General features: G+C 36.7%; 20 protein-coding genes. 15 read left to right on the forward strand and 5 right to left on the reverse strand.

The window, feature by feature from the left end:
- Positions 1-20: 20 nt before the first annotated feature.
- Positions 21-1331: an MFS transporter gene (locus tag E2636_RS02110; protein ID WP_134208584.1), complete on the forward strand. Its 1311-nt coding sequence runs from the start codon at positions 21-23 to the stop codon at positions 1329-1331.
- A gap of 573 nt (positions 1332-1904) precedes the next feature.
- Here the strand turns inward: E2636_RS02110 and E2636_RS02115 are convergent.
- The 3 genes from E2636_RS02115 to E2636_RS02125 form a co-directional block, all read right to left on the reverse strand.
- The gene (locus tag E2636_RS02115) at positions 1905-3080 is read right to left on the reverse strand and encodes an MFS transporter (protein ID WP_134208586.1); all 1176 of its coding nucleotides are present in this window, start codon (positions 3078-3080) and stop codon (positions 1905-1907) included.
- Between the two features lie 145 nt (positions 3081-3225).
- Positions 3226-3438, reverse strand: coding sequence for a copper chaperone CopZ (copZ, locus tag E2636_RS02120; RefSeq protein ID WP_134208589.1), 213 nt, complete (start codon positions 3436-3438; stop codon positions 3226-3228).
- A 325-nt stretch (positions 3439-3763) separates the two neighbouring features.
- Positions 3764-4177: a CBS domain-containing protein gene (locus E2636_RS02125; RefSeq protein WP_134208591.1), complete on the reverse strand. Its 414-nt coding sequence runs from the start codon at positions 4175-4177 to the stop codon at positions 3764-3766.
- Between the two features lie 191 nt (positions 4178-4368).
- Here E2636_RS02125 and E2636_RS19525 point away from each other — a divergent pair, with 191 nt between their 5' ends.
- Positions 4369-4503, forward strand: a complete 135-nt coding sequence (locus E2636_RS19525; protein ID WP_017380735.1) for an Lmo0850 family protein — start codon at positions 4369-4371, stop codon at positions 4501-4503.
- A gap of 243 nt (positions 4504-4746) precedes the next feature.
- Here the strand turns inward: E2636_RS19525 and E2636_RS02130 are convergent, their stop codons facing one another.
- A complete protein-coding gene (locus E2636_RS02130) occupies positions 4747-5934 on the reverse strand; it encodes an FtsW/RodA/SpoVE family cell cycle protein (protein ID WP_134208593.1) in 1188 nt (395 codons plus the stop codon).
- A gap of 160 nt (positions 5935-6094) precedes the next feature.
- On the opposite strand from E2636_RS02130, the gene E2636_RS02135 reads away from it, so the two are divergent.
- From E2636_RS02135 to E2636_RS02165, 7 genes are all read left to right on the forward strand, one after another.
- Positions 6095-6841 (forward strand): hypothetical protein, encoded by a 747-nt coding sequence (locus E2636_RS02135; RefSeq protein ID WP_134208595.1) that lies wholly within the window; start codon positions 6095-6097, stop codon positions 6839-6841.
- Between the two features lie 106 nt (positions 6842-6947).
- Positions 6948-8039, forward strand: coding sequence for a D-alanine--D-alanine ligase (locus E2636_RS02140; RefSeq protein ID WP_134208597.1), 1092 nt, complete (start codon positions 6948-6950; stop codon positions 8037-8039).
- Positions 8040-8051: 12 nt separating this feature from the next.
- A complete protein-coding gene (locus tag E2636_RS02145; RefSeq protein WP_134208599.1) occupies positions 8052-9428 on the forward strand; it encodes a UDP-N-acetylmuramoyl-tripeptide--D-alanyl-D-alanine ligase in 1377 nt (458 codons plus the stop codon).
- A 229-nt stretch (positions 9429-9657) separates the two neighbouring features.
- The gene (locus tag E2636_RS02150) at positions 9658-10377 is read left to right on the forward strand and encodes an alpha/beta hydrolase (RefSeq protein ID WP_134208602.1); all 720 of its coding nucleotides are present in this window, start codon (positions 9658-9660) and stop codon (positions 10375-10377) included.
- 423 nt (positions 10378-10800) lie between these two features.
- Positions 10801-12360 (forward strand): degradosome RNA helicase CshA, encoded by a 1560-nt coding sequence (locus E2636_RS02155; protein WP_134208604.1) that lies wholly within the window; start codon positions 10801-10803, stop codon positions 12358-12360.
- Positions 12361-12695: 335 nt separating this feature from the next.
- Entirely contained in the window at positions 12696-13175 is a 480-nt protein-coding gene (locus E2636_RS02160; protein ID WP_134208606.1) for a PH domain-containing protein, read from the forward strand.
- Positions 13165-14688, forward strand: coding sequence for a PH domain-containing protein (locus E2636_RS02165; protein WP_208324130.1), 1524 nt, complete (start codon positions 13165-13167; stop codon positions 14686-14688). Before E2636_RS02160 ends, E2636_RS02165 begins: the two co-directional genes overlap by 11 nt.
- A gap of 11 nt (positions 14689-14699) precedes the next feature.
- On the opposite strand, the gene E2636_RS02170 is transcribed toward E2636_RS02165, so the two are convergent.
- Positions 14700-15317: a rhomboid family intramembrane serine protease gene (locus E2636_RS02170; RefSeq protein ID WP_134208610.1), complete on the reverse strand. Its 618-nt coding sequence runs from the start codon at positions 15315-15317 to the stop codon at positions 14700-14702.
- Positions 15318-15387: 70 nt separating this feature from the next.
- Between E2636_RS02170 and acpS the strand changes: the two genes are divergently transcribed.
- From acpS to E2636_RS02200, 6 genes are all read left to right on the forward strand, one after another.
- The gene (gene acpS, locus E2636_RS02175; protein WP_134208612.1) at positions 15388-15741 is read left to right on the forward strand and encodes a holo-ACP synthase; all 354 of its coding nucleotides are present in this window, start codon (positions 15388-15390) and stop codon (positions 15739-15741) included.
- Positions 15742-15799: 58 nt separating this feature from the next.
- The gene (locus E2636_RS02180) at positions 15800-16807 is read left to right on the forward strand and encodes a LolA family protein (RefSeq protein WP_134208614.1); all 1008 of its coding nucleotides are present in this window, start codon (positions 15800-15802) and stop codon (positions 16805-16807) included.
- 44 nt (positions 16808-16851) lie between these two features.
- Complete coding sequence (alr, locus tag E2636_RS02185; RefSeq protein ID WP_134208617.1) at positions 16852-17961, forward strand: alanine racemase; 1110 nt, start codon at positions 16852-16854, stop codon at positions 17959-17961.
- Positions 17962-18091: 130 nt separating this feature from the next.
- Positions 18092-18373 carry a hypothetical protein gene (locus E2636_RS02190; RefSeq protein ID WP_026045638.1) on the forward strand — a complete coding sequence of 94 codons (282 nt, stop codon included), beginning with the start codon at positions 18092-18094 and terminating at the stop codon, positions 18371-18373.
- Positions 18374-18377: 4 nt separating this feature from the next.
- A complete protein-coding gene (locus tag E2636_RS02195) occupies positions 18378-18728 on the forward strand; it encodes a type II toxin-antitoxin system PemK/MazF family toxin (protein WP_016429759.1) in 351 nt (116 codons plus the stop codon).
- A gap of 143 nt (positions 18729-18871) precedes the next feature.
- Entirely contained in the window at positions 18872-19696 is an 825-nt protein-coding gene (locus E2636_RS02200) for an RsbT co-antagonist protein RsbRA (RefSeq protein ID WP_017380016.1), read from the forward strand.
- Positions 19697-19698: the final 2 nt, after the last annotated feature.

A 19698-nucleotide genomic window follows, 5' to 3' on the forward strand; every position in this document is an offset into this window, starting at 1 on the left:
AACAATAGGGGATTGATCAAATGGATGCAACATTAAAATTAAAAAAAGCAACACAGCATTTATGGACATTTACTATCAGTAAATTGATTTCCACGTTCGGTGCCAGTGTCTACACGTTCGGTATAAGTTTCTATATTTTATCGTTTACCGGTTCTGCGACTAGTTTTGCGACTAATCTAATTTGCAGCATCTTGCCCCGTACAATTATCGGACCTTTTGCTGGGTATGCTGCAGATAAATACTCTAAAAAAATGATTGTCATACTTGCCCAGATAGTAAGTATACTCGCGATGGGCGGATTAGTGATTGTTACGTTGACTTCGGGAATCACATTGACAGCGATATACGTTACAACTGTCATACTGTCAATCACTTCTTCTTTTTCTGGAGTGACCTTTACTTCAGCCATTTCTAATTTGATTGATGAAGATCGTATTCAAAAAGCGATGTCTTATAACCAAATGTCGGTTTCGATTGCCACAATTGGAGGACCCGCAGCTGGGGGCTTGATGTATGGCTTAGTGTCACTTGAGGCTTTCTTGTTAGTTCACCTCTTTGCTTATGTCCTTGCAGTTGGGCTAGAAGCCACTATGAATTTCAGATTGTATACGAAACTAATCGAAAAGACAGTTACTGAAGTAAAGGAATCTATGCTTCAGAATATGAAAGCCGGAATTACGTATATAAGGAAGCATCAAATCCTGTCTATTGTTATTTGGGTTTCGCTGCTATTGAATTTCTTATTTGCGGCATTCCAAGTTGGTTTTGCGTTCATGCTTATTGATAAACTTGAAATTAAATCGGCACATTTTGGTTTTACTGAAGGAGCTTTTTCAGTTGGCATGCTCCTGATGTCCTTTCTTTTATCGATACGAAAGCAATTCCGTTTCCCTTTGCAAATATCTAAATGGAGTTTGATCGCTAATAGCATTCTATTTAGTGCAACTACTATTCCGTTATTTGTTCCGATGTCCTATAACATTATGGTAGGCTTTTATTTAACGTTAATGTTGCTATTAGGTTTAACTATTATTTTAATAAACACTCCAATGCTTGTGCTTTTTCAACAAACAATTGATGAAGCATTCAAAGGACGCGTTTTTGGATTTCTCGAGACTATTTCAATGGGGTTAATGCCACTGGGTATGGTGTTGTTCGGCTTTCTATTTGATGCATTCTCACCACAGTGGATCATGTTAACATGTGGCCTCTTGTTACTAGCCACCGTTCTTTATTTCTTACGTCCGTCCATTATTCGCAAAGCACATCCAGAGATTGTAGAAAAATCTCCCGAAACAAATAGTGTATCACCTGCAGTTTTACCCGAGTAAGAAAAACCGGGCAAAGTGCGCCCGGTCCTTAATAGAACAACCTTCTATTTATAACTAGAGATTTCCGTTACAGGCGAACAGGCGAACGCCAAGACTCCTCGTCGCTTGAAAACCGGTGATCCTGCATCGCTTCGCTAGCTTCGTCGCAAACGAATTGAGAAAATTGCTTTTGCTCAATTCGCTTCCTGCGGTGTTTCGTCTGTCTCGCTTATCCCACTGGAGTCGTCGCCTTTCACTACAATCATTCACCTTTTAAAAATCAATAGTTATTACAATATGATTTTAATAATAAATATGAATCGTCTTCTAACATGAAAGTACCCATATTTTTAGATAGGATTACTAATCAAGAATATATCATTCTGAACATAATTTATTTCCACTGAAAATTCAAGATGGATCATGCGTAAAGGAAATCACGCAGTCATATTAATCGGTTTAACGAAAGTAACACCAAAGAAATCCGATTTTAAAATGTTAGTCTCATATGCTTGAAAACCCCATGAAAACGGGGTTCTTGGCACTCTATAGTTTTATGATTTCTGATCTTGTAAAAAAATCCAGCCTCTCAGATTATGAGGGAGCTGGATTTTCATTTTTTAACGAATGGTTAGATTTACGGAATAGAATGATGAGGCTAATTGATAAAATAGCGAGCACGCTAGATAATACATAGACCTTGTCTGGTTGAACTGTGAAAATCCATGTGAACAGAAGGGGGCCGATAATCCGTCCCATATTATCCATTGAATACGTCATGCCAGCTGCAGTGCCATACATGCCGCCAGATTCTTTTGTTGTAAGAGACACTAATACCGTTCGTGCAAGGGCATTACCAGCTGTAAAGACGCTCAGTGCAAATCCTGCCCATAGTAAGCTACCAGTAAATAGCATTAACAGTAACCCAATAGCGGTCACAACTTGGGCACCAATAATCCATTTCGTTTCCTGACCATTTTTCACACGTCGAACGATACCGCCTTGTACAATAGCATCCACTAATCCACTTGCCATAAATAAATAGCCAAGTTGAAGGGGAGTAATAGCTATTTTATTGATTTGGAATAATTGAAATGTAGCTTCTAACCCTGCTAATAAAAAAGTCACCATAAACGAAAACAAGAACAAATAACGAATACGGTATAGCCAAAGTGTCTTAGCGCCCTTTGGTACAATAGCGCGTTTTCGAGCGTCAGCTCTAGACTCAGGTTCTTTTAAAATAAGACTCGCATATACCACTAATAGAAGAGTTAATATGGCTGAAACAATAAACGGAAGTTGCAATGTTATGGTACCAAGTAAGCCACCAATCGCAGGGCCGAAGATAAAGCCGAGTCCAATTGACATGCCGAGTAATCCCATATATTTATTGCGTTCTTCTTCAGTAGTCATATCTGCTACAAATCCAGTTACAGCAGTGTACAGTGCGCCAGAAAAAATTCCGCCAACAATTCGTGATACATATAACATAGGAAGTACTTCAATAAAGCTAGCAAAAAGCACAAAACTCATGCTGAAACCTAGCAAACCAATCAGTATTAACTTTTTTCTGCCTGTCCGATCTGATAATGCACCCCATAGTGGAGCAGTAAAGAAAGAAGCTAAAGCATAAATCGTTAATAAACCGCCAACATGAACTTCGCTATACCCTTGTTCTAAGATTACTTCTGGCAAAATGGGAATAATGATTCCAAAACCTAAATATACAAAAAATTGAACAGACATTAATAACAAAATGGCTTTCTTCATTTAAAAAGAACCCGCTTTCTATTCTCAATACGTTTAGTTCATTTTACTCGGAATTACCTATTCAAACAACAACTGATAATAAAAAACCCCGCAGAATTAAAACTGCGGGGTTAATGTACTTATGTAACTGTAAAATTGCCGTGTATTATTGTCCGATTGTGTATCCTTGCTCTTCAATCGTGTTAGTAAATTGCTGAACTTCTGCTACGTCTTTGTTAAATTCAACATTAACTGTACCAGTTTCTAAATGAACATGAACATAATCCACACCTGAAATTGCTGTAACACTATTTTCGATTGCTTTTACACAATGTTCACATGTCATTCCATCCACTTTTATCGTTACACGATCAACCATTATTTAGCCTCCTCCTTAATCATTTTTGCTTACTTTATTTCTACTAAAGGCATCTTTAGTTATATCTGGTTTTTTGAAAACAATAACTAACCAATTAAAACAAAATTCTGTAACCTATTTAAGATTGATTGATTTAAAGGATATTTGGTAATAATATCATATATAAAACACCAGGAATTTTCCCTAATTGCGAGTAGGTAAATGTGCTAGTTCTTTATCTTGGATTATCATTTTTTAGGTGTCATGTAGGATGAAAAACTCCGTACTGTGTAAAATGAATTGAATAAAAACACCCCCAAACTCAATAAAAGTTTGGAGGAATTTATTAAAGGTGCCCTGGTTTTGAAATTTCGTGTAAAGCTTGTGCAGCATCATGAACCGTTTCACTTGGAATTGATAAATCAGCTAAAGCTACAAAACCAATAAGGGAATCATTTTTAATCACCGGTAATCTTCTTATACGATGTTGCGCCATAATTTCAGCTGCTTCTTCAGAAGAAGATTCGGGACCCACCGAAATTACATCCTGTGTCATTACATCTTTTACAAAACGTTGTCCATCTTCAGCTACAGATCTCGTTACAATGTCACGATCTGTAATCATACCAATAATACGTGGTCCATCTACTACTGGCATACAGCCAATGTCCAAAGCTCGCATGCTCTGAGCAATTTCTGAAATCAAATCTGTGGGTGTGCAGGTTACAATATCACGTGACATAATGTCTTTAATTTTCACGAAAACACCTCCTTCAATATTGTTTAGTATGATTTACAATTGATTAAAATATGTAACAATATTGAAAGATTTAAAACTGGATAAACGTGGTATAGTATGTGTATTAAATAAAAATAAAATCTTATAAAAAAAGTTGAAACTTTTAGTGAATGAGAACGTCCTAAAACTAGAGGAAGATAGAGGTGCATTATATGACAAAACAAGTTGACTTGAGAAGAATCGTTTCAAATTTTTCGAAGTTAGGTGTAACAGTTACTCTGACAAAATCTCGTCTTGAAATGTTAAAAGCGCTCGCATCACCGACTCAAGCTCCACAATCTCACTGAGTAATTCCACAACATAGAACATACATTTTAGACACCTACTGTGAAGTTGGTGTTTTTTTATGCAAAAAAAGAATACGCATAGTAGCGTATTCTTTTGCGAAGTGGACTTCTATGCCTTTAAGTGTTGTCTAGCTAAAAGCGCCAAGAGCGTGGTCCCATTCAGAGGTCAGAAAGACGAAATATACGCCTTTCATCTTTCCTACACCGGAGTCGATCTAGAGTTACGCTTTCAAAATTTAATAGTTAGTCATCTTGACTTGAACCGAACATATACGTTCGGTGATGGAATTTCATGCTGAAAACTAATCCAAGTGCGAGCATATTCCCCATTAACGAACTTCCTCCATAACTAATAAAAGGTAGGGGGATACCGGTAATCGGTAACAGTTGAATCGTCATTCCAATGTTTTGGAATACATGGAACGTGATCATAGCGATGATTCCAGCACATACATATGTACTAAAAGGATCTTTTAATTGTAGGGTAATTTTGGTTAAATGATAAATCAGTAAGAAAAATAAACTGACAACAATACTTGCCCCAATAAAACCATATTCTTCGCCAATAACTGTGAAAATAAAGTCGGTATGATTCTCAGGAACGTACACTTCTCGTCCTTGATATCCTTTTCCGGTAATTTCTCCAGAGCCAATAGCAGTCATAGCCTTAATTAAATTATAGCCTTCAAATGTGGAGAATGAATAAGGGTCTAACCAAGAATAAACACGACCAAATTGATAGGCTTTAAAACCAAATTTATCTGATAAGAATTCTTGCATAAAGACGGCCATCCATAAGATGAAACCACCTAAAACTGCCGTACCTGCAAAAATTGGAACAATTAACTTCCAAGTTACCCCACCGACAATAATCATGGCTGCGGTAATGGCAAGAAAAACAAGAGCTGTACCTAAATCTGGTTGTTGCATAATAAATAGTAATGGAACTAATACAGTACTAATGATTTTCCCGAGAAGAAGTACATCTGTCTTTACTGTTTTAATTACAAATTTCTCGTGATGCTCACTTATCATGCGCGCCATTGTTAGTATAAATATTGTTTTCATAAACTCTGATGGTTGAATGCTCCCAACACCTGGTAAATGAAACCAACTTTTAGCACCCCCGCGTATTTCAGCAATCTGTCCTTGACCGCCAGGGGCTAAAACTAGCGCAATTAATACAAGAATACCAAAACCATAGAAAATCCAAGACATCTTTTTATACTGTTCTGGTTCAAATAACATGGCAAAACCAATAATTAAAGCACCAACAATATACCAAAGCACTTGACGAGGAATAAAGTTAATTGGATATTGCCCAGATGTTTGGGCAGATGAAATTGCGAACAAACTCACTATAAAGAGTAGTAATACTATAAAAGCTAGCGTCCAATCGAAACGGTCTGCAAACTTTTTATTATTTTCCACGGTTGTCACCTGAATTCCTGTTTTAAAGTTATATAACCTTTTGATTATAACGTAAACTGCTTATAAATGCTTGTACAGTATTTACTAACGAAAAACAAGCTCAAATGTTTCATTCTTCACCAAGTGAGCATATAATAAGAGGGAGAATGGAGTGTTGATCATGGTGAAAAAAGTGCGTGACACAGAAGATTTTCTTCACCATATTTATATACATATGAACGAAGTTGGTCATTTCGTATTGTTTAGCGGAATAACAATGTATCAATTTGTTCAAAATGCAGGCCCTTTGCAAAATTTATTATTATTGAAGCATGAATATAAAGACAGTTCGTTTAACATACACACTCAATTAGAATTCGTTCCAGATGAAGAAGTTTTTTCATTTACAAAAGAATTTATGGATAATCCAACAGATTTAAGATGGATTGATTTTACGGATGAACGTAGACTCAATATGTTATCACCTCAAGAGCAGGCAGAATTATTGTATATTGGTCATAAAAAAGAGTCCATTCGATCACCTTTTTATTATCAACTCCAAAATCGTTTTGTTTACTTGTCTAATGAAGATGAAAGTATAACAAAAATATATTTCCGTGAACTAGATGATTCATTCCAATTAGTTGTCAATATACTAAATCAAGTGGTACGAAATAAAGAAAATGGGGCACCTTTTTGGCGTCGAAAACAAAAAGAAAGGTTTCCTGAGCTAACAATGGCTCAATTAATTTCACACAAACCTATGTTGAAAGAAGGGGTACTTCTTTCATTATATAAAGTAGAAAAAACAAAATTAACTTACGATCTAGAAATTCGTTTTTTACCAGAATCTATATACCCTGATGAAATTTGGGACGAATTAACTACAGTTATTAAACAGAGTCCGGACAAAACGATCCGATTTTAAACAATTCCTTGCAAAGATATGTGCAAGGGATTGTTTTTTTTATATTTGTCATGGGTAAACAAGGTTCATGATAAAATAAGAGTATCTAATACATGGAGGTAATCTAATGAAGAAAAGAATTGGTTTATTGTATGGTGGTAAATCTGCAGAACATGAAGTGTCATTATCAACAGCTCGTGCAGTTACCCAAGCATTAAATTTCGATGATTATGATGTATTTCCAATATTTATTACACAAGAAGGTGAATGGCGTAAGGGTGCGCAATTACTAGCGCCGGTAGAAGCAATAGATCAATTGCAATTTGGTAAAGAAAACAATCAAAGCTTACCTAATAACATTTCAAGCTTTCTGCCGTCTACTCAAGGAACAGGTGAAGATGACAATTCGTTAGATGTAATATTCCCACTTCTACACGGACCAAATGGGGAAGACGGTACAGTTCAAGGATTACTTGAAGTATTAAATCTTCCATACATCGGTAATGGCGTATTAGCTTCTTCAGCTGGTATGGATAAAGTAGTGATGAAACAACTTTTTGCCATTGCAGGATTGAAGCAAGTACCATTCGTTCATTTCATTCGAAATGAATGGAAAAAAGACCAAAGCTACTGGCTTGGGAAGATAGAAACAGAACTTGCTTGGCCCGTATTTGTTAAACCGGCAAACTTAGGTTCGAGTGTCGGTATTAGCCAGGCAGCCAATCGTGAAGAGTTAATTGAAGCGGTAGATTTGGCGTTAAAATATGATCGGAAAATTATTATTGAACAAGGCATTAAAGCACGTGAAATTGAAATGGGCGTACTCGGAAACGATACCCCAAAATGTTCTGTTCCTGGCGAAATCAAACCGTTGAAAGCTTTTTATGATTATCAAGCAAAATATAAAGATGGGAATACTGCAATGATTATCCCAGCAGATGTTTCACAAGAAGTAAAAGCAACACTAATAGACCACGCAATTAAAGCATTTAAAGTATTGGATTGTTCAGGTCTTGTTCGAGCAGACTTCTTTGTAACAGATGATGATGAAGTCGTTATTAATGAAGTGAATACTTTACCTGGTTTTACACCAACTAGCATGTTCCCATTGCTATGGCAGCACACGGGCGTAAACTACTCAGAATTGATTGATCAACTGATTGAATTAGCTATTGAACGTCACGCAGAAAAACAACAACTACATTATACAATGGATTGAGTGTGAATATTTTTGAAAAAATCACTACGAACAATTGCCAAATGGCTAAACATAGATACGTTAGAAACATCAGATGTAATGGTAAGTGGTGTCTCAATCAATACAAAAACCATTCAACCTGGTGACTTGTTTATCCCCTTTAAAGGAGATAAAGTAAATGGTCACCAATATGTAGACCAGGCCTTTGAAAAAGGAGCGTCTGCTACTCTTTGGCAACAAGATGAGCCGAATCCCCCGAGAAATGTGCCAATTCTTTTTGTTGAAGACAGTGAAAAGGCTCTGCAACAAATGGCTCGTTCATATCGCAAAGAACATCGAGCGACGTTCATCGGAATTACAGGTTCAAATGGCAAGACTTCTACAAAGGATTTAGTAGCGGGTGTTCTCGCTCCTTATTTCCGCGTTCAAAAAACAGCAGGTAATTTTAATAATAATTTAGGCTTACCCATTACCATTTTGTCTTTAGATGAAGATACTGAATTTGCAGTGCTTGAAATGGGGATGAGTGGTTATGGAGAAATCGAGTTTTTATCCACTCTAGCAGAACCACATTACGTTGCTATTACAAACATTGGGGAAGCGCATATGCAAGACTTGGGGTCTCGAGATGGAATTGTAAAGGCCAAGTTTGAAATCGTTGCAGGCTTACAAGAGGGAGGTTGTTTATTTTATGATGGAGATGAACCCCTACTTAATCCATTCATCCAACAATTCAACCTCGAGAATGTAACTTCTACTATTAAAACAATTTCATTTGGTGCTAACAGTTCAAATGACGTTTACGCGCAATCGATTCAAGCTACGGAAAATGGTAGTGAATTTGATGTGAAGGGATTAATTGAAGATCATTTTATGATTCCTGTTTTAGGAAAGCATCAAGTTAAAAATGCATTAGTCGCTATTTTAATTGCACAAAAAGCAGGCTTAACCAACAAACAGATTCACGACTCTTTGAAAAAATCGTCACTAACAGATATGCGCATGCAAGTAATACATGCAGAAAATGGTTCGTTATTTATTAATGATGCGTATAATGCTGCTCCGACATCAATGAAGGCTGCAATCACTTTCATTTGTGAAACAACCATTCGACCAGATAAATGGCTTGTACTCGGTGATATGTTGGAGCTAGGTGATGATGAGCAAATTTATCATGAAGAATTGGCTGATCAAATCAAGTCACAAGATTTCTCAGGCGTCTGTTTATATGGTCCGAGAATGAAATGGTTGTATGAAAAGTTGCAACATAAGTTTGCGGACACTCATGTGATTTGGTCAGAAAAAGACTATGAACCGATTCGAGTTACTTTAAAAACCTATACTACTTTAAACTCCATCGTTTTAGTAAAAGGCTCTCGCGGGATGGCACTTGAAAACGTTATAAAGTAAGCAATTCAAATTTTAAAAAGTTTGGAAGTATAGACAGATTGACATATTTTTTTATATTTAGTTCAATGCACACGATAAGTTTGGGTACACACTTTTCGGGTATTAAATTACTATATATATAGAATAGTTATTATCAACGAAGTACAAGACGAAAAAAATCGTTTTGTTTCTTTGTTGATAAAATACGGACAGTATTCCGTCAACTACTGTAATTGATGGAGGTGTGTAAATGAAAACGGGAGTATTATGTATTCATGGCTTTACAGGAGGTCCGTATGAAATACAACCTTTTGTGCAATATATAGAAGAGAAGACGGATTGGCTTGTCAAAGTTCCTACATTACCTGGTCATGGCTCCACACTTTCATTAACTGAGTTAACAGCAGAGAATTGGATGATGGAAGCTGAGCAAGCGTTAAGATTATTGCAAAAACAAGTACAGCGAGTTGTGATTGTTGGTTTTTCTATGGGGGGATTAATTGCCCTATATTTGTCTAAGCGATATAAAATTGACCGATTAGTACTCCTTAGTGCAGCCGCAAAATACATTAGTGGCGGACAACTAATAGCAGATGTTAAAGATATTATGACAGATGCGGTACAAGGGAAACTTTCGACCAATACGATTTATCATTTATACGAATACAAATTAACTCATACGCCAATTCGATCCGCGATTGAGTTTTTGCGTATTGTAAAAATGGTAGAACCATACTACAAATCGATTAAAGTTCCAGTATGCATCGTGCAAGGACAAAAAGATGGTATAGTTCCATTTACCACCGCACAGCATTTGTATGATTCTTTAGGTTCGGATGAAAAATATCTTGTTACATCAGAAAATGGGAAGCATCTTATTTGTTACAGTGACGATAGCGAAGAATGGTTCGCTAAAGTGTTTAGCTTTTTGCAAGTGAAACAGAAAACTAATTATTATGACTGTGGCTGATTAATTGCATATCGTCTTTAAACATGTTAAAGTATTTAAAGCAATGGATACATTTTGTGCAAAGACTCTTCGTATTAAGAAGAGGTCTTTTTTTTGAACATAACGGTTTGTTCAATTTTTTAGGGTAGGATGTTTAGTTTCAAACATCAAAACTGTGAACTTTCATAATAGCCACGTTCTAAAAAACGTAGCTACCAACAGGTCACAAGAGACAGCGTTGTTTTATAAAACGTTTTGAAACATACTCCCCATGATCGAACCGCTCGGCAAAAACCGGGCTTTCCTTTAAATATAAGTCCCCTCTGATAATTCTACAGAGAATTTTAAGTAACGGAAACGTTCCTCTTATAGGCTCGAATTTGCCGCAACTTCATCCTGAAAATGTAACCCTTTGTAATTGTAAAGAAAAAGGAGATTAAAATTTTGACAAATTTTTCAGAGTTAAATATTAGTGCATCAACATTAAAATCCGTAAAACGTATGGGTTTTGAAGAAGCAACACCAATTCAAGAAGGTACAATTAAATTCGGAATGGAAGGCCGCGATATCATCGGTCAAGCACAAACAGGAACTGGTAAAACAGCTGCGTTTGGTATTCCATTGATTGAAAAAATTGACCCTAAAAACTCAAATATTCAAGGTTTAATTATTGCACCAACACGTGAATTAGCGATCCAAGTTTCAGAAGAAATTTACAAACTCGGTCAAGACAAACGAGTGAAAATTTTATCTGTTTATGGTGGACAAGAAATTGGACGTCAAATCCGTGCACTAAAAAACAACCCACATGTAATCGTTGGTACACCTGGTCGTCTTTTAGACCATATTAACCGTCGTACTTTAAAACTTGATAACGTTCAAACGCTTATTTTAGACGAAGCGGATGAAATGCTCAACATGGGCTTCATTGAAGATATCACTAAAATTTTGGAAAGTGTTCCTGAAGATCGTCAAACATTGTTATTCTCTGCAACAATGCCGACAGCAATTCGTAAAATTGCTGAAAAATTCATGAAAAACCCAGAAATCGTTAAAATTCAATCAAAAGAAATGACAGTAGAAAACATCGAGCAATTCTACGTTCAGTCACAAGAACGTGAAAAATTCGATATTCTATCACGCGTTCTTAACGTTCACCAACCTGAACTTGCAATCATCTTTGGTCGTACAAAACGCCGCGTTGATGAATTATCACATGCACTAAGCATTCGTGGTTATATTGCTGAAGGTATTCACGGTGATTTAAGCCAAGCTAAGCGTATGTCTGTGTTAAAACAATTTAAAGAAAACAAAATTGACATCCTAGTTGCTACTGACGTAGCTGCACGTGGACTTGATATTACAGGCGTAACACACGTTTATAACTATGATATTCCTCAAGACCCAGAAAGCTATGTACACCGTATTGGTCGTACAGGCCGTGCTGGTAAAAGTGGTGTGGCAGTAACTTTTGTTTCTCCACGTGAAATGGGTTACTTACGTATCGTTGAAGAAACAACGAAAAAACGTATGTCACCACTTCGTCCACCAAGCTCTGATGAGGCTCTAGTTGGACAACAACGTTTAGCTGTTGAATCACTTGGAGAAATGGTAGACAAAAACAGTATTGGTGATTACCGTGCATTTGCAACGGAATTACTTGAGAAATATGAAGCACTTGATGTTGTTGCAGCGGCATTAAAATCAATGACTCGCGAACCAAATGATACGCCGGTTTCAATCTCTGAAGAACGTCCATTACCATCTCGTAAAGGTGGAAGTGGTGGCGGACGCAGTGGTGGCGGTGGCTATAAAGGAAACAACCGTAGTGGCGGAGGACGCCCTTCATCTGGTTCAGGTCGTAGTTCAGACCGTAGTTCTAGTTCAGATCGTAGCGGAGCTCGTCGTCCTAGTGGTAGCCGTGATGGAAGTAGTTCATCATCACGTGATGGCTCTGCAAACCGCGGTGGACGTCCACGTTCATCTTCACGTCGCGAAAGCTAATAAATAAACAAATATCACAGTCCAATTGGGCTGTGATATTTTTTTTGATGAAAAAAAATATAAGTTTTCTAATGTAACACCTTCGAGCTTAGAACGGTTATGTCTAGCTCCAATCGTCAGCTCGAGGGCTTCTTTATGGAGGCAGAAAGACAGATTTTCACCTTTCAACATATAATTGATTCGAATTCATGTTTTTGAATCAGAGGCTACAGCGCTAGAGTCCGACTTTCTAGGCTAGTTTCACATTTCAGGGTGATGAGCTAGAAGGCAATTTGCGCTTTTCTTAAATCATTTTTCCTGTAAAATAGTATTTATAGAAGAAAGTAGGTGTTTATATGAGAAAAGAGCCAATTAATCGAATTTCACCAAAAGGATTAAAAGTATGGCGATTATATGGAGTAATGCAATCAGCAGTAGTGCTGTTAATAGCAGTAGGAGCAGGGGTTTTAAACTGGTGGTTAGAAGGTCCTTTGTGGTTATTGGTGATTATTATAACGATCCCACTATTATATACATATGTATTTGTTTATTTATTTCCGAAATTACGATGGCTTCGATGGAGATATGAGGTTCGAGAACAAGAGATTGAACTTCAATATGGACTTTTTATCGTCAAAAGAACTTTAGTGCCAATGATTCGAGTACAGCATGTAGACACACAACAAGGGCCAATTTTACGAAGATACAATTTAGCGTCTATTACGATTTCTACAGCAGCAACAAGCCATACGATTCCAGCACTTATCACGAGTGAAGCTGATGAACTGAGAAGTCGTATTTCGGTACTTGCAAGGGTGGCGGAAGATGATGTCTAAAGAACGTTATCAACTTCACCCGATATCGGCAGTTGTTAATTTTATAAAAGGTCTAAAAGATCTCATCTTTCCTTTTATCATTATTTTTGTAGCAAATAGATTTCAAGGTGGTTCTCCATCAAATGATGAGCATTGGACGAATTACATCCCTTATGTAATTGGAATCGTCGTTTTAGTGCTTGTTCTAGTAAGTGGAATCATCAAATGGAAACGGTTTATTTATTGGTTTGAAGACGATGAGTTACGTATTGAATATGGACTATTTGTTAAGAAGAAAAGATACATTCCTTTTGATCGTATTCAAAGTTTTAATTATACAGAAAGTATATTACATCGACCTTTTAAGCTAGTGAAAGTAACAATCGAGACGGCTGGTTCTGGCGTCTCGACAGAACCGGAAGCAGAATTGACAGCAATTACAAAAGAAGCTGCAAAGCAAATTGAAACAGAGCTAGCTCTTGCCAAAAAGCGAAAAACTAATAAATCAACAGATGAAAATGGAGAAATAGTAGGGCAACAACTGGAAGAATTGGCTATTGTGCCGAGTATACCAATTTTTAAAATGTCTATGAAAGATCTTCTAATACTTGCCACTACGTCAGGTGGTATTGGTGTAGTAATTTCAGGGCTCGCGGTTTTCTTAACTCAATTTTCAGAGTTGATTCCCTATGAGAAAATTTATGATGAAGTCGTGGTGTTTTTAAAATTTGGCGTTTTTATTGTGGCTCTAATGATCTTTGTTTTCCTAATAATTGCATGGGTGTTCTCTGTAATTATTACCACACTAAACTATTATCAATTTACAATAGTTCAAGAAGAAGACCAAATTGTATTGTCACGAGGCTTGTTAGAAAAGAAAAAAGTCACCATTCCCATTGGTCGAGTACAAGGCATTCGAATTGTGGAAAATCCGTTAAGACAACTATTCGGGTATTGTACAGTAATTGTTGAAAGTGCTGGAGGCTCAATCAATGATCGAGATGAAAAAATTCGTTTGTTTCCACTTGTGAAGAAAAATAAAATCAGACAACCATTAAATAAGTTATTTGCTGATTTTGATTTTGACCCAATATGGACAAGTGCTCCAAAAAGGGCTAAACCATTTTATTATCGACTTGATTTTCTTTGGGTGATCCCAATCATGGTCGGTATTAGTTACTTCTACTACCCATATGGTTTGTTTTCGCTACTATTGGCTCCAGTGATCTTTATACTTGGCTTATGGCAGTACCGATCAGCAGCACTTTACCTCACAAAAAATCAGCTGTCCTTACAATACCGTGGGATTAGTAAATATACGTTTTTCATTGAAAAGAAACGCATGCAATCACTTGAGATGAGACAAAGTCCATTTCAAAAAAGAAAAGCGTTGGCTTCTATAGAAACGACGATAAAATCAGGAGTGCTTGGCGCAACGGCAAAAGTAGAACATTTAGAAGTAGAATATATTGAAGAAGTAATGAATTGGTATGAACCATCTGGTTATGTAGACGAAAAAAAAGGACAGCCATAATAACGGCTGTCCTATCTTTTTCTATTTTTCCAGTTGACGTTAGCTTTACCTTTAGGTTTAAAAAATACCAAGCCAATTAAGAAGCCAACTGCTAACCCTGTTAAATGAGCTGTAATGTTAATATTGGGTGTTAAGAAAGTCATCACGATACTGATGATAATGATGGGTACAATAATTTGACTGAGTTGAGGTAATTTATTTCGTGCATAGTAGACGAGACCGCCAAATGCACCAAGAATTCCGTAGATTGCCCCACTTGCCCCGACATGTACATAGTTAGCATCCTGCAATACGAACGTCGCGACGGTACCAAACAATCCGGCCATAAAATAAAGGGTTAAAAAGCGAACTTTTCCTGTAAGTTTTTCAAGTTCGGGTCCAAATAAAAATAATGAAAACATATTAAATAATAAATGTACAAATCCAGCATGTAGAAACATAGGGGTAATAAAGCGCCACCACTGTCCATCAGAAATTAAATAATTAGCTCCCGCTCCATAAATAAATATGAAATTTCCGAGGTAAGGGACCAGTGATACTAGATGGATAATAATGTTGATTGCAATAATTATGGAGACAACTGGGTATAGCTTAATGTATTGGGAAAAATTTTCAGTTCGACTAAACATATCTTCACCTCATATTTGTATGCGTGTATTATACCGTGAAACTACAATAGGATGAAAGGAGAAGTATTTCATGATTTTGGGAATCGGCTTAGATGTAACTGAAATAGAGCGAATAAAGACTGTACATTTCCACACTTTAAAATTTAAACAGCGCATTTTATCTGTCCGTGAATTAAGACGCTTTGCCGAACTGTCAGAAAAGAGACAACTTGAATTCTTGGCTGGTCGCTTTGCTGCTAAAGAGGCTTTTGCAAAGGCACTAGGAACAGGGATAGGTAGGAATTGCAGCTTTCTAGATATTGAAGTGTTACCAAACGAAAATGGAAAGCCTATGTTGTATTTTAAAGGTCACGAAGTAAAAGGCTATGTAAGTATCACCCATACAAAACAATTTGCAGCAGCACAAGTAATATTGGTTGAATAATCCCTGTCCCTGTTTCATAAGATGTTTTAACGGATCGATATGAGAAAGGGTGGATTTATTGCGTAACCGTTTATATGTAGGATTAATATTATTGTTGGTGTTATTATTATCAGCTTGTGGTGCTGAGTCGAAAGAAGATGTATTAAAGAAGTTGAGTACAAAATGGGTTGAGACAAAAGGCTATGAGTTAGACGCGAAAATGAAAATTAGTACCGGTTCAGAACCTCGTCTTTATGAAGTGAGTGTGTGGCACACGAAACCTGAGTTTTATCGTGTGAAGGTTAGTCAAACAGGTGAAGATGTATCACAAACAATTGTAAGAAATAAAGAAGGTGTATTTGTTATTACACCGACGCTAGGGAAGACTTATAAATTCCAAAGCGATTGGCCTGAGAAAAATAGTCAAGCCTATTTAATTGGTTCACTAGCACAAGATATTAAAGCTGATAAAGATTCGGTGATGACAGAAACCAAGAATTCGTATGTCTTTGAAACCAAAACTAGAAACAGTCATCAAAAGATGTTGCCTACACAAAAAATCCATATTAGTAAGAAATCATTGCTACCAACAAAAGTTTTCATTTTAAATGATCAAAAAGAAGAACAAATAAGTATCACATTTGATAAGATTACTTTAGGTACTTCAAGAAGTGCCGCTGATTACAAAGCAGATATGCCTGAAGACACGACTAAAAACGAAACAGCGAGTACCGATACTGAATTACCAGTATTCCAAACTCACTATCCTTCACTTCAATGGGAAGGCATAAATATGGTCGAAGAAAAAGTGATTAAAGATGACAAACAAGAGCGAGTAATATTAACATATGGTGGTAACAAAGAATTTACAATTATTCAATCTCCAATTGTTAAGAAGGATGTAGACTTAGTCCCTGTATTTGCAGCTGGTGATCCTGCCGATTTAGGTTTTGTGATTGGTGCAATAACGGATCAATCAATTACTTGGGAACAAGATGGCGTTCAATTCTTCTTAGCATCAGATTCAATGTCACGTGAAGAAATGATGACTGTCGCATCTTCTATGACAGTAAGTGAGTCGAAATAAATATACCACACTAACTATCGAACCCTAAATGAGGAATGAACAACATGCAGCCAACTAATTTTTATCGACCAACATTTGCACAAATTGATTTGAATGCTATAAAAATGAACATACTTAATCTGAAGAAACATATCAGTCATTCCGTAGAGGTAATTGCAGTAGTTAAAGCAAATGCTTATGGCCACGGTGATCTTGAAGTGTCAAAGACTGCATTAGAAGCTGGGGTAAGTATGCTTGCCGTTGCCACACCAGATGAAGCGATTCGATTGCGTAAAAATGGCATCGAATCGCCCATTCTTGTACTTGGTGCATCCTCCCCTTCATTTGCTAATGTGGCTAGCGAACACGATATTACAGTAACTGTATTTCAAAAAGATTGGTTTCTTCACATTCCACCCTTACCTAAAAAGCTAAAAGTACATATTAAAATTGATACAGGTATGGGAAGGCTAGGCATAACAACAGAATCAGAATTAGACATGCTTATTCAAACCATTCAACAACGACAAGACGTAATCATAGATGGTGTTTTTACACATTTCGCAACGGCCGATGAAGAAGACATCAATCATTTCTCTAACCAATTGACAAAGTTTAAACTGTTTTTGCAACACTTTCCTAAACGACCGAGGTGTATACATGCTGCGAATAGTGCAGCTTCATTAATTCATATGGATTCTTTATTTGATGCCGTAAGATTTGGCATCTCCATGTATGGATTATTACCTTCGGAACATGTAAAAAAAGAACTCCCTTTTCCATTAGTGCAAGCCATGAGCTTGCATACGGAAGTTGTACATGTAAAAAAAGTATGTGCAGGATCTTCCGTTAGTTACGGAGCAATTTACACCGCTAGTGAAAATGAATGGATTGCAACCCTTCCAATCGGTTACGCAGATGGAATGCTGAGAGGGTTGAGTGGACAAGAAGTGTTAATTCAAGGAAAGCGGATGCCAATTGTTGGTAAAATATGCATGGATCAATGCATGGTACGTTTGCCTGAACAGGTTAACATTGGAGAACGAGTTACGTTAATTGGAAGACAAGGAACGGAACAAGTAACCATTGAAGAATGGGCACAAAAATTGCAAACAATTTCATACGAAATTCCTTGTGTACTTACGAGTCGAGTGCCGAGGACATACACACCATAACTTTCGACATAAACCGACCAAACTAATAATATTGTCAGATATTTTCCTTCTTTGTCTTCTCATTGTATGTTTCAAATGGTAAGATAGAAATGTATTGAAAAGAGGGACGGGTTTGTCGGAGGTGTTTACTGTGAATGAAAAGAGAAAAACAAAGGAAGTTATTGTGAAACTTCCAAGACAATTTGTGAACAATCTTGATAAACAGAAAGAACAACAACTGGCTAAGCCAGAAGAGTTTGTTTATATTTCGACAAAAAAATCAATTAAACAAGTTCAACCAAATCTTATACGAGAAGCGATGATCAAGGGCTACGTAGAAATGTCGCAGATTAACTTGTCCATTGCAAGCGAGTGTCTGCATTTGGAATATGAAGCGGAGCATACTGTGGAGCGACTTGTAAGCGGAGGATGAAATCTTGAACGTAAAACGTGGTGACGTTTTTTTTGCTGACTTATCGCCAGTAGTCGGGTCTGAACAAGGTGGGACTAGACCCGTTCTGGTGATTCAAAACGATATCGGAAATCGTTTCAGCCCAACAGTCATCATTGCGGCTATCACGGCGCAAATTCAAAAAGCAAAATTACCAACACATGTGGAAATCAATGCTAAAAAGTATGGATTTGAACGGGATTCCGTTATTTTGCTTGAACAATTGCGTACGATTGATAAATCGCGGCTGACTGATAAAATTACTCAGCTGGATGATGTTCTGATGGAAGAAGTCGATGAGGCGCTAGAAATAAGTCTTGGTCTTGTAAAGTTTTGAATATACATATTGGAAAAACATCGTACCGGAAATTTCCTGTGCGATGTTTTTTTGTGAGCAATTAAAATACGTGTATAGCTAGCTATTTTCCGTTAGAATATAATGTAGCTATCAAATAATTTAAGGAGGTTTTACAAGAGAGTATGAATAAGAAAATGACTACATTCATGCAAGATAATATAGAAGAAATATTAGTAGAATGGCAAGAGTTGATGAAAGATGATTCAGATGAACGTTTCTTTCAAGTAATGTCTCAAGATGTCATCACTAAAACAAGTCGTGAATTTGCGGAGTTAATGATTTCTAATCTTTTTGAGGGTGAAAATGATTATGATAATCGCTTAAAAGAGTTTACTAACAAAGTGGTGCGTTTTGGTTGGTCTATTAGCTTTGTGATGTCAGCAATTAATCATTTTGCACAAGTAGTCTATGAGATGTTAGAAAAAAACAAAACTATCAACGAACAAAACTTGAAAGAATATGTAATGATCTTCACTAATTGGATTTCACCAATGAGAGATGGAATTCTTGAGACATATGCAAAAACATGGGAACGTACGGTTCAATTACAAAGAATGGCGTTGCAAGAACTCTCAGCATCATTAATTCCGGTATTTGATAAGATTTCTGTTATGCCGCTTGTCGGGACGATTGATACTGAACGTGCAAAATTAATTATAGAGAATTTGTTAGAAGGTGTAGTTAAACACCGTGCGGAAGTTGTGTTATTAGATATTACAGGTGTACCTGTTGTTGATACTATGGTTGCACATCACATAATTCAAGCAGCTGATGCAGTTCGTTTAGTTGGTGCAAAGTGTATGCTCGTTGGAATACGTCCCGAAATTGCACAAACAATCGTTACTTTAGGTATAAACCTAAAAGATTTTACAACAACAAGCACATTGCAACGTGGTGTTGAACAAGCATTGGCTTGGACAAATCGTAAAATCGTGGAGGTGGAATAGTC

It is taken from the genome of Paenisporosarcina antarctica (assembly GCF_004367585.1).
Taxonomy (GTDB): Bacteria; Bacillota; Bacilli; order Bacillales_A; family Planococcaceae; genus Paenisporosarcina; species Paenisporosarcina antarctica.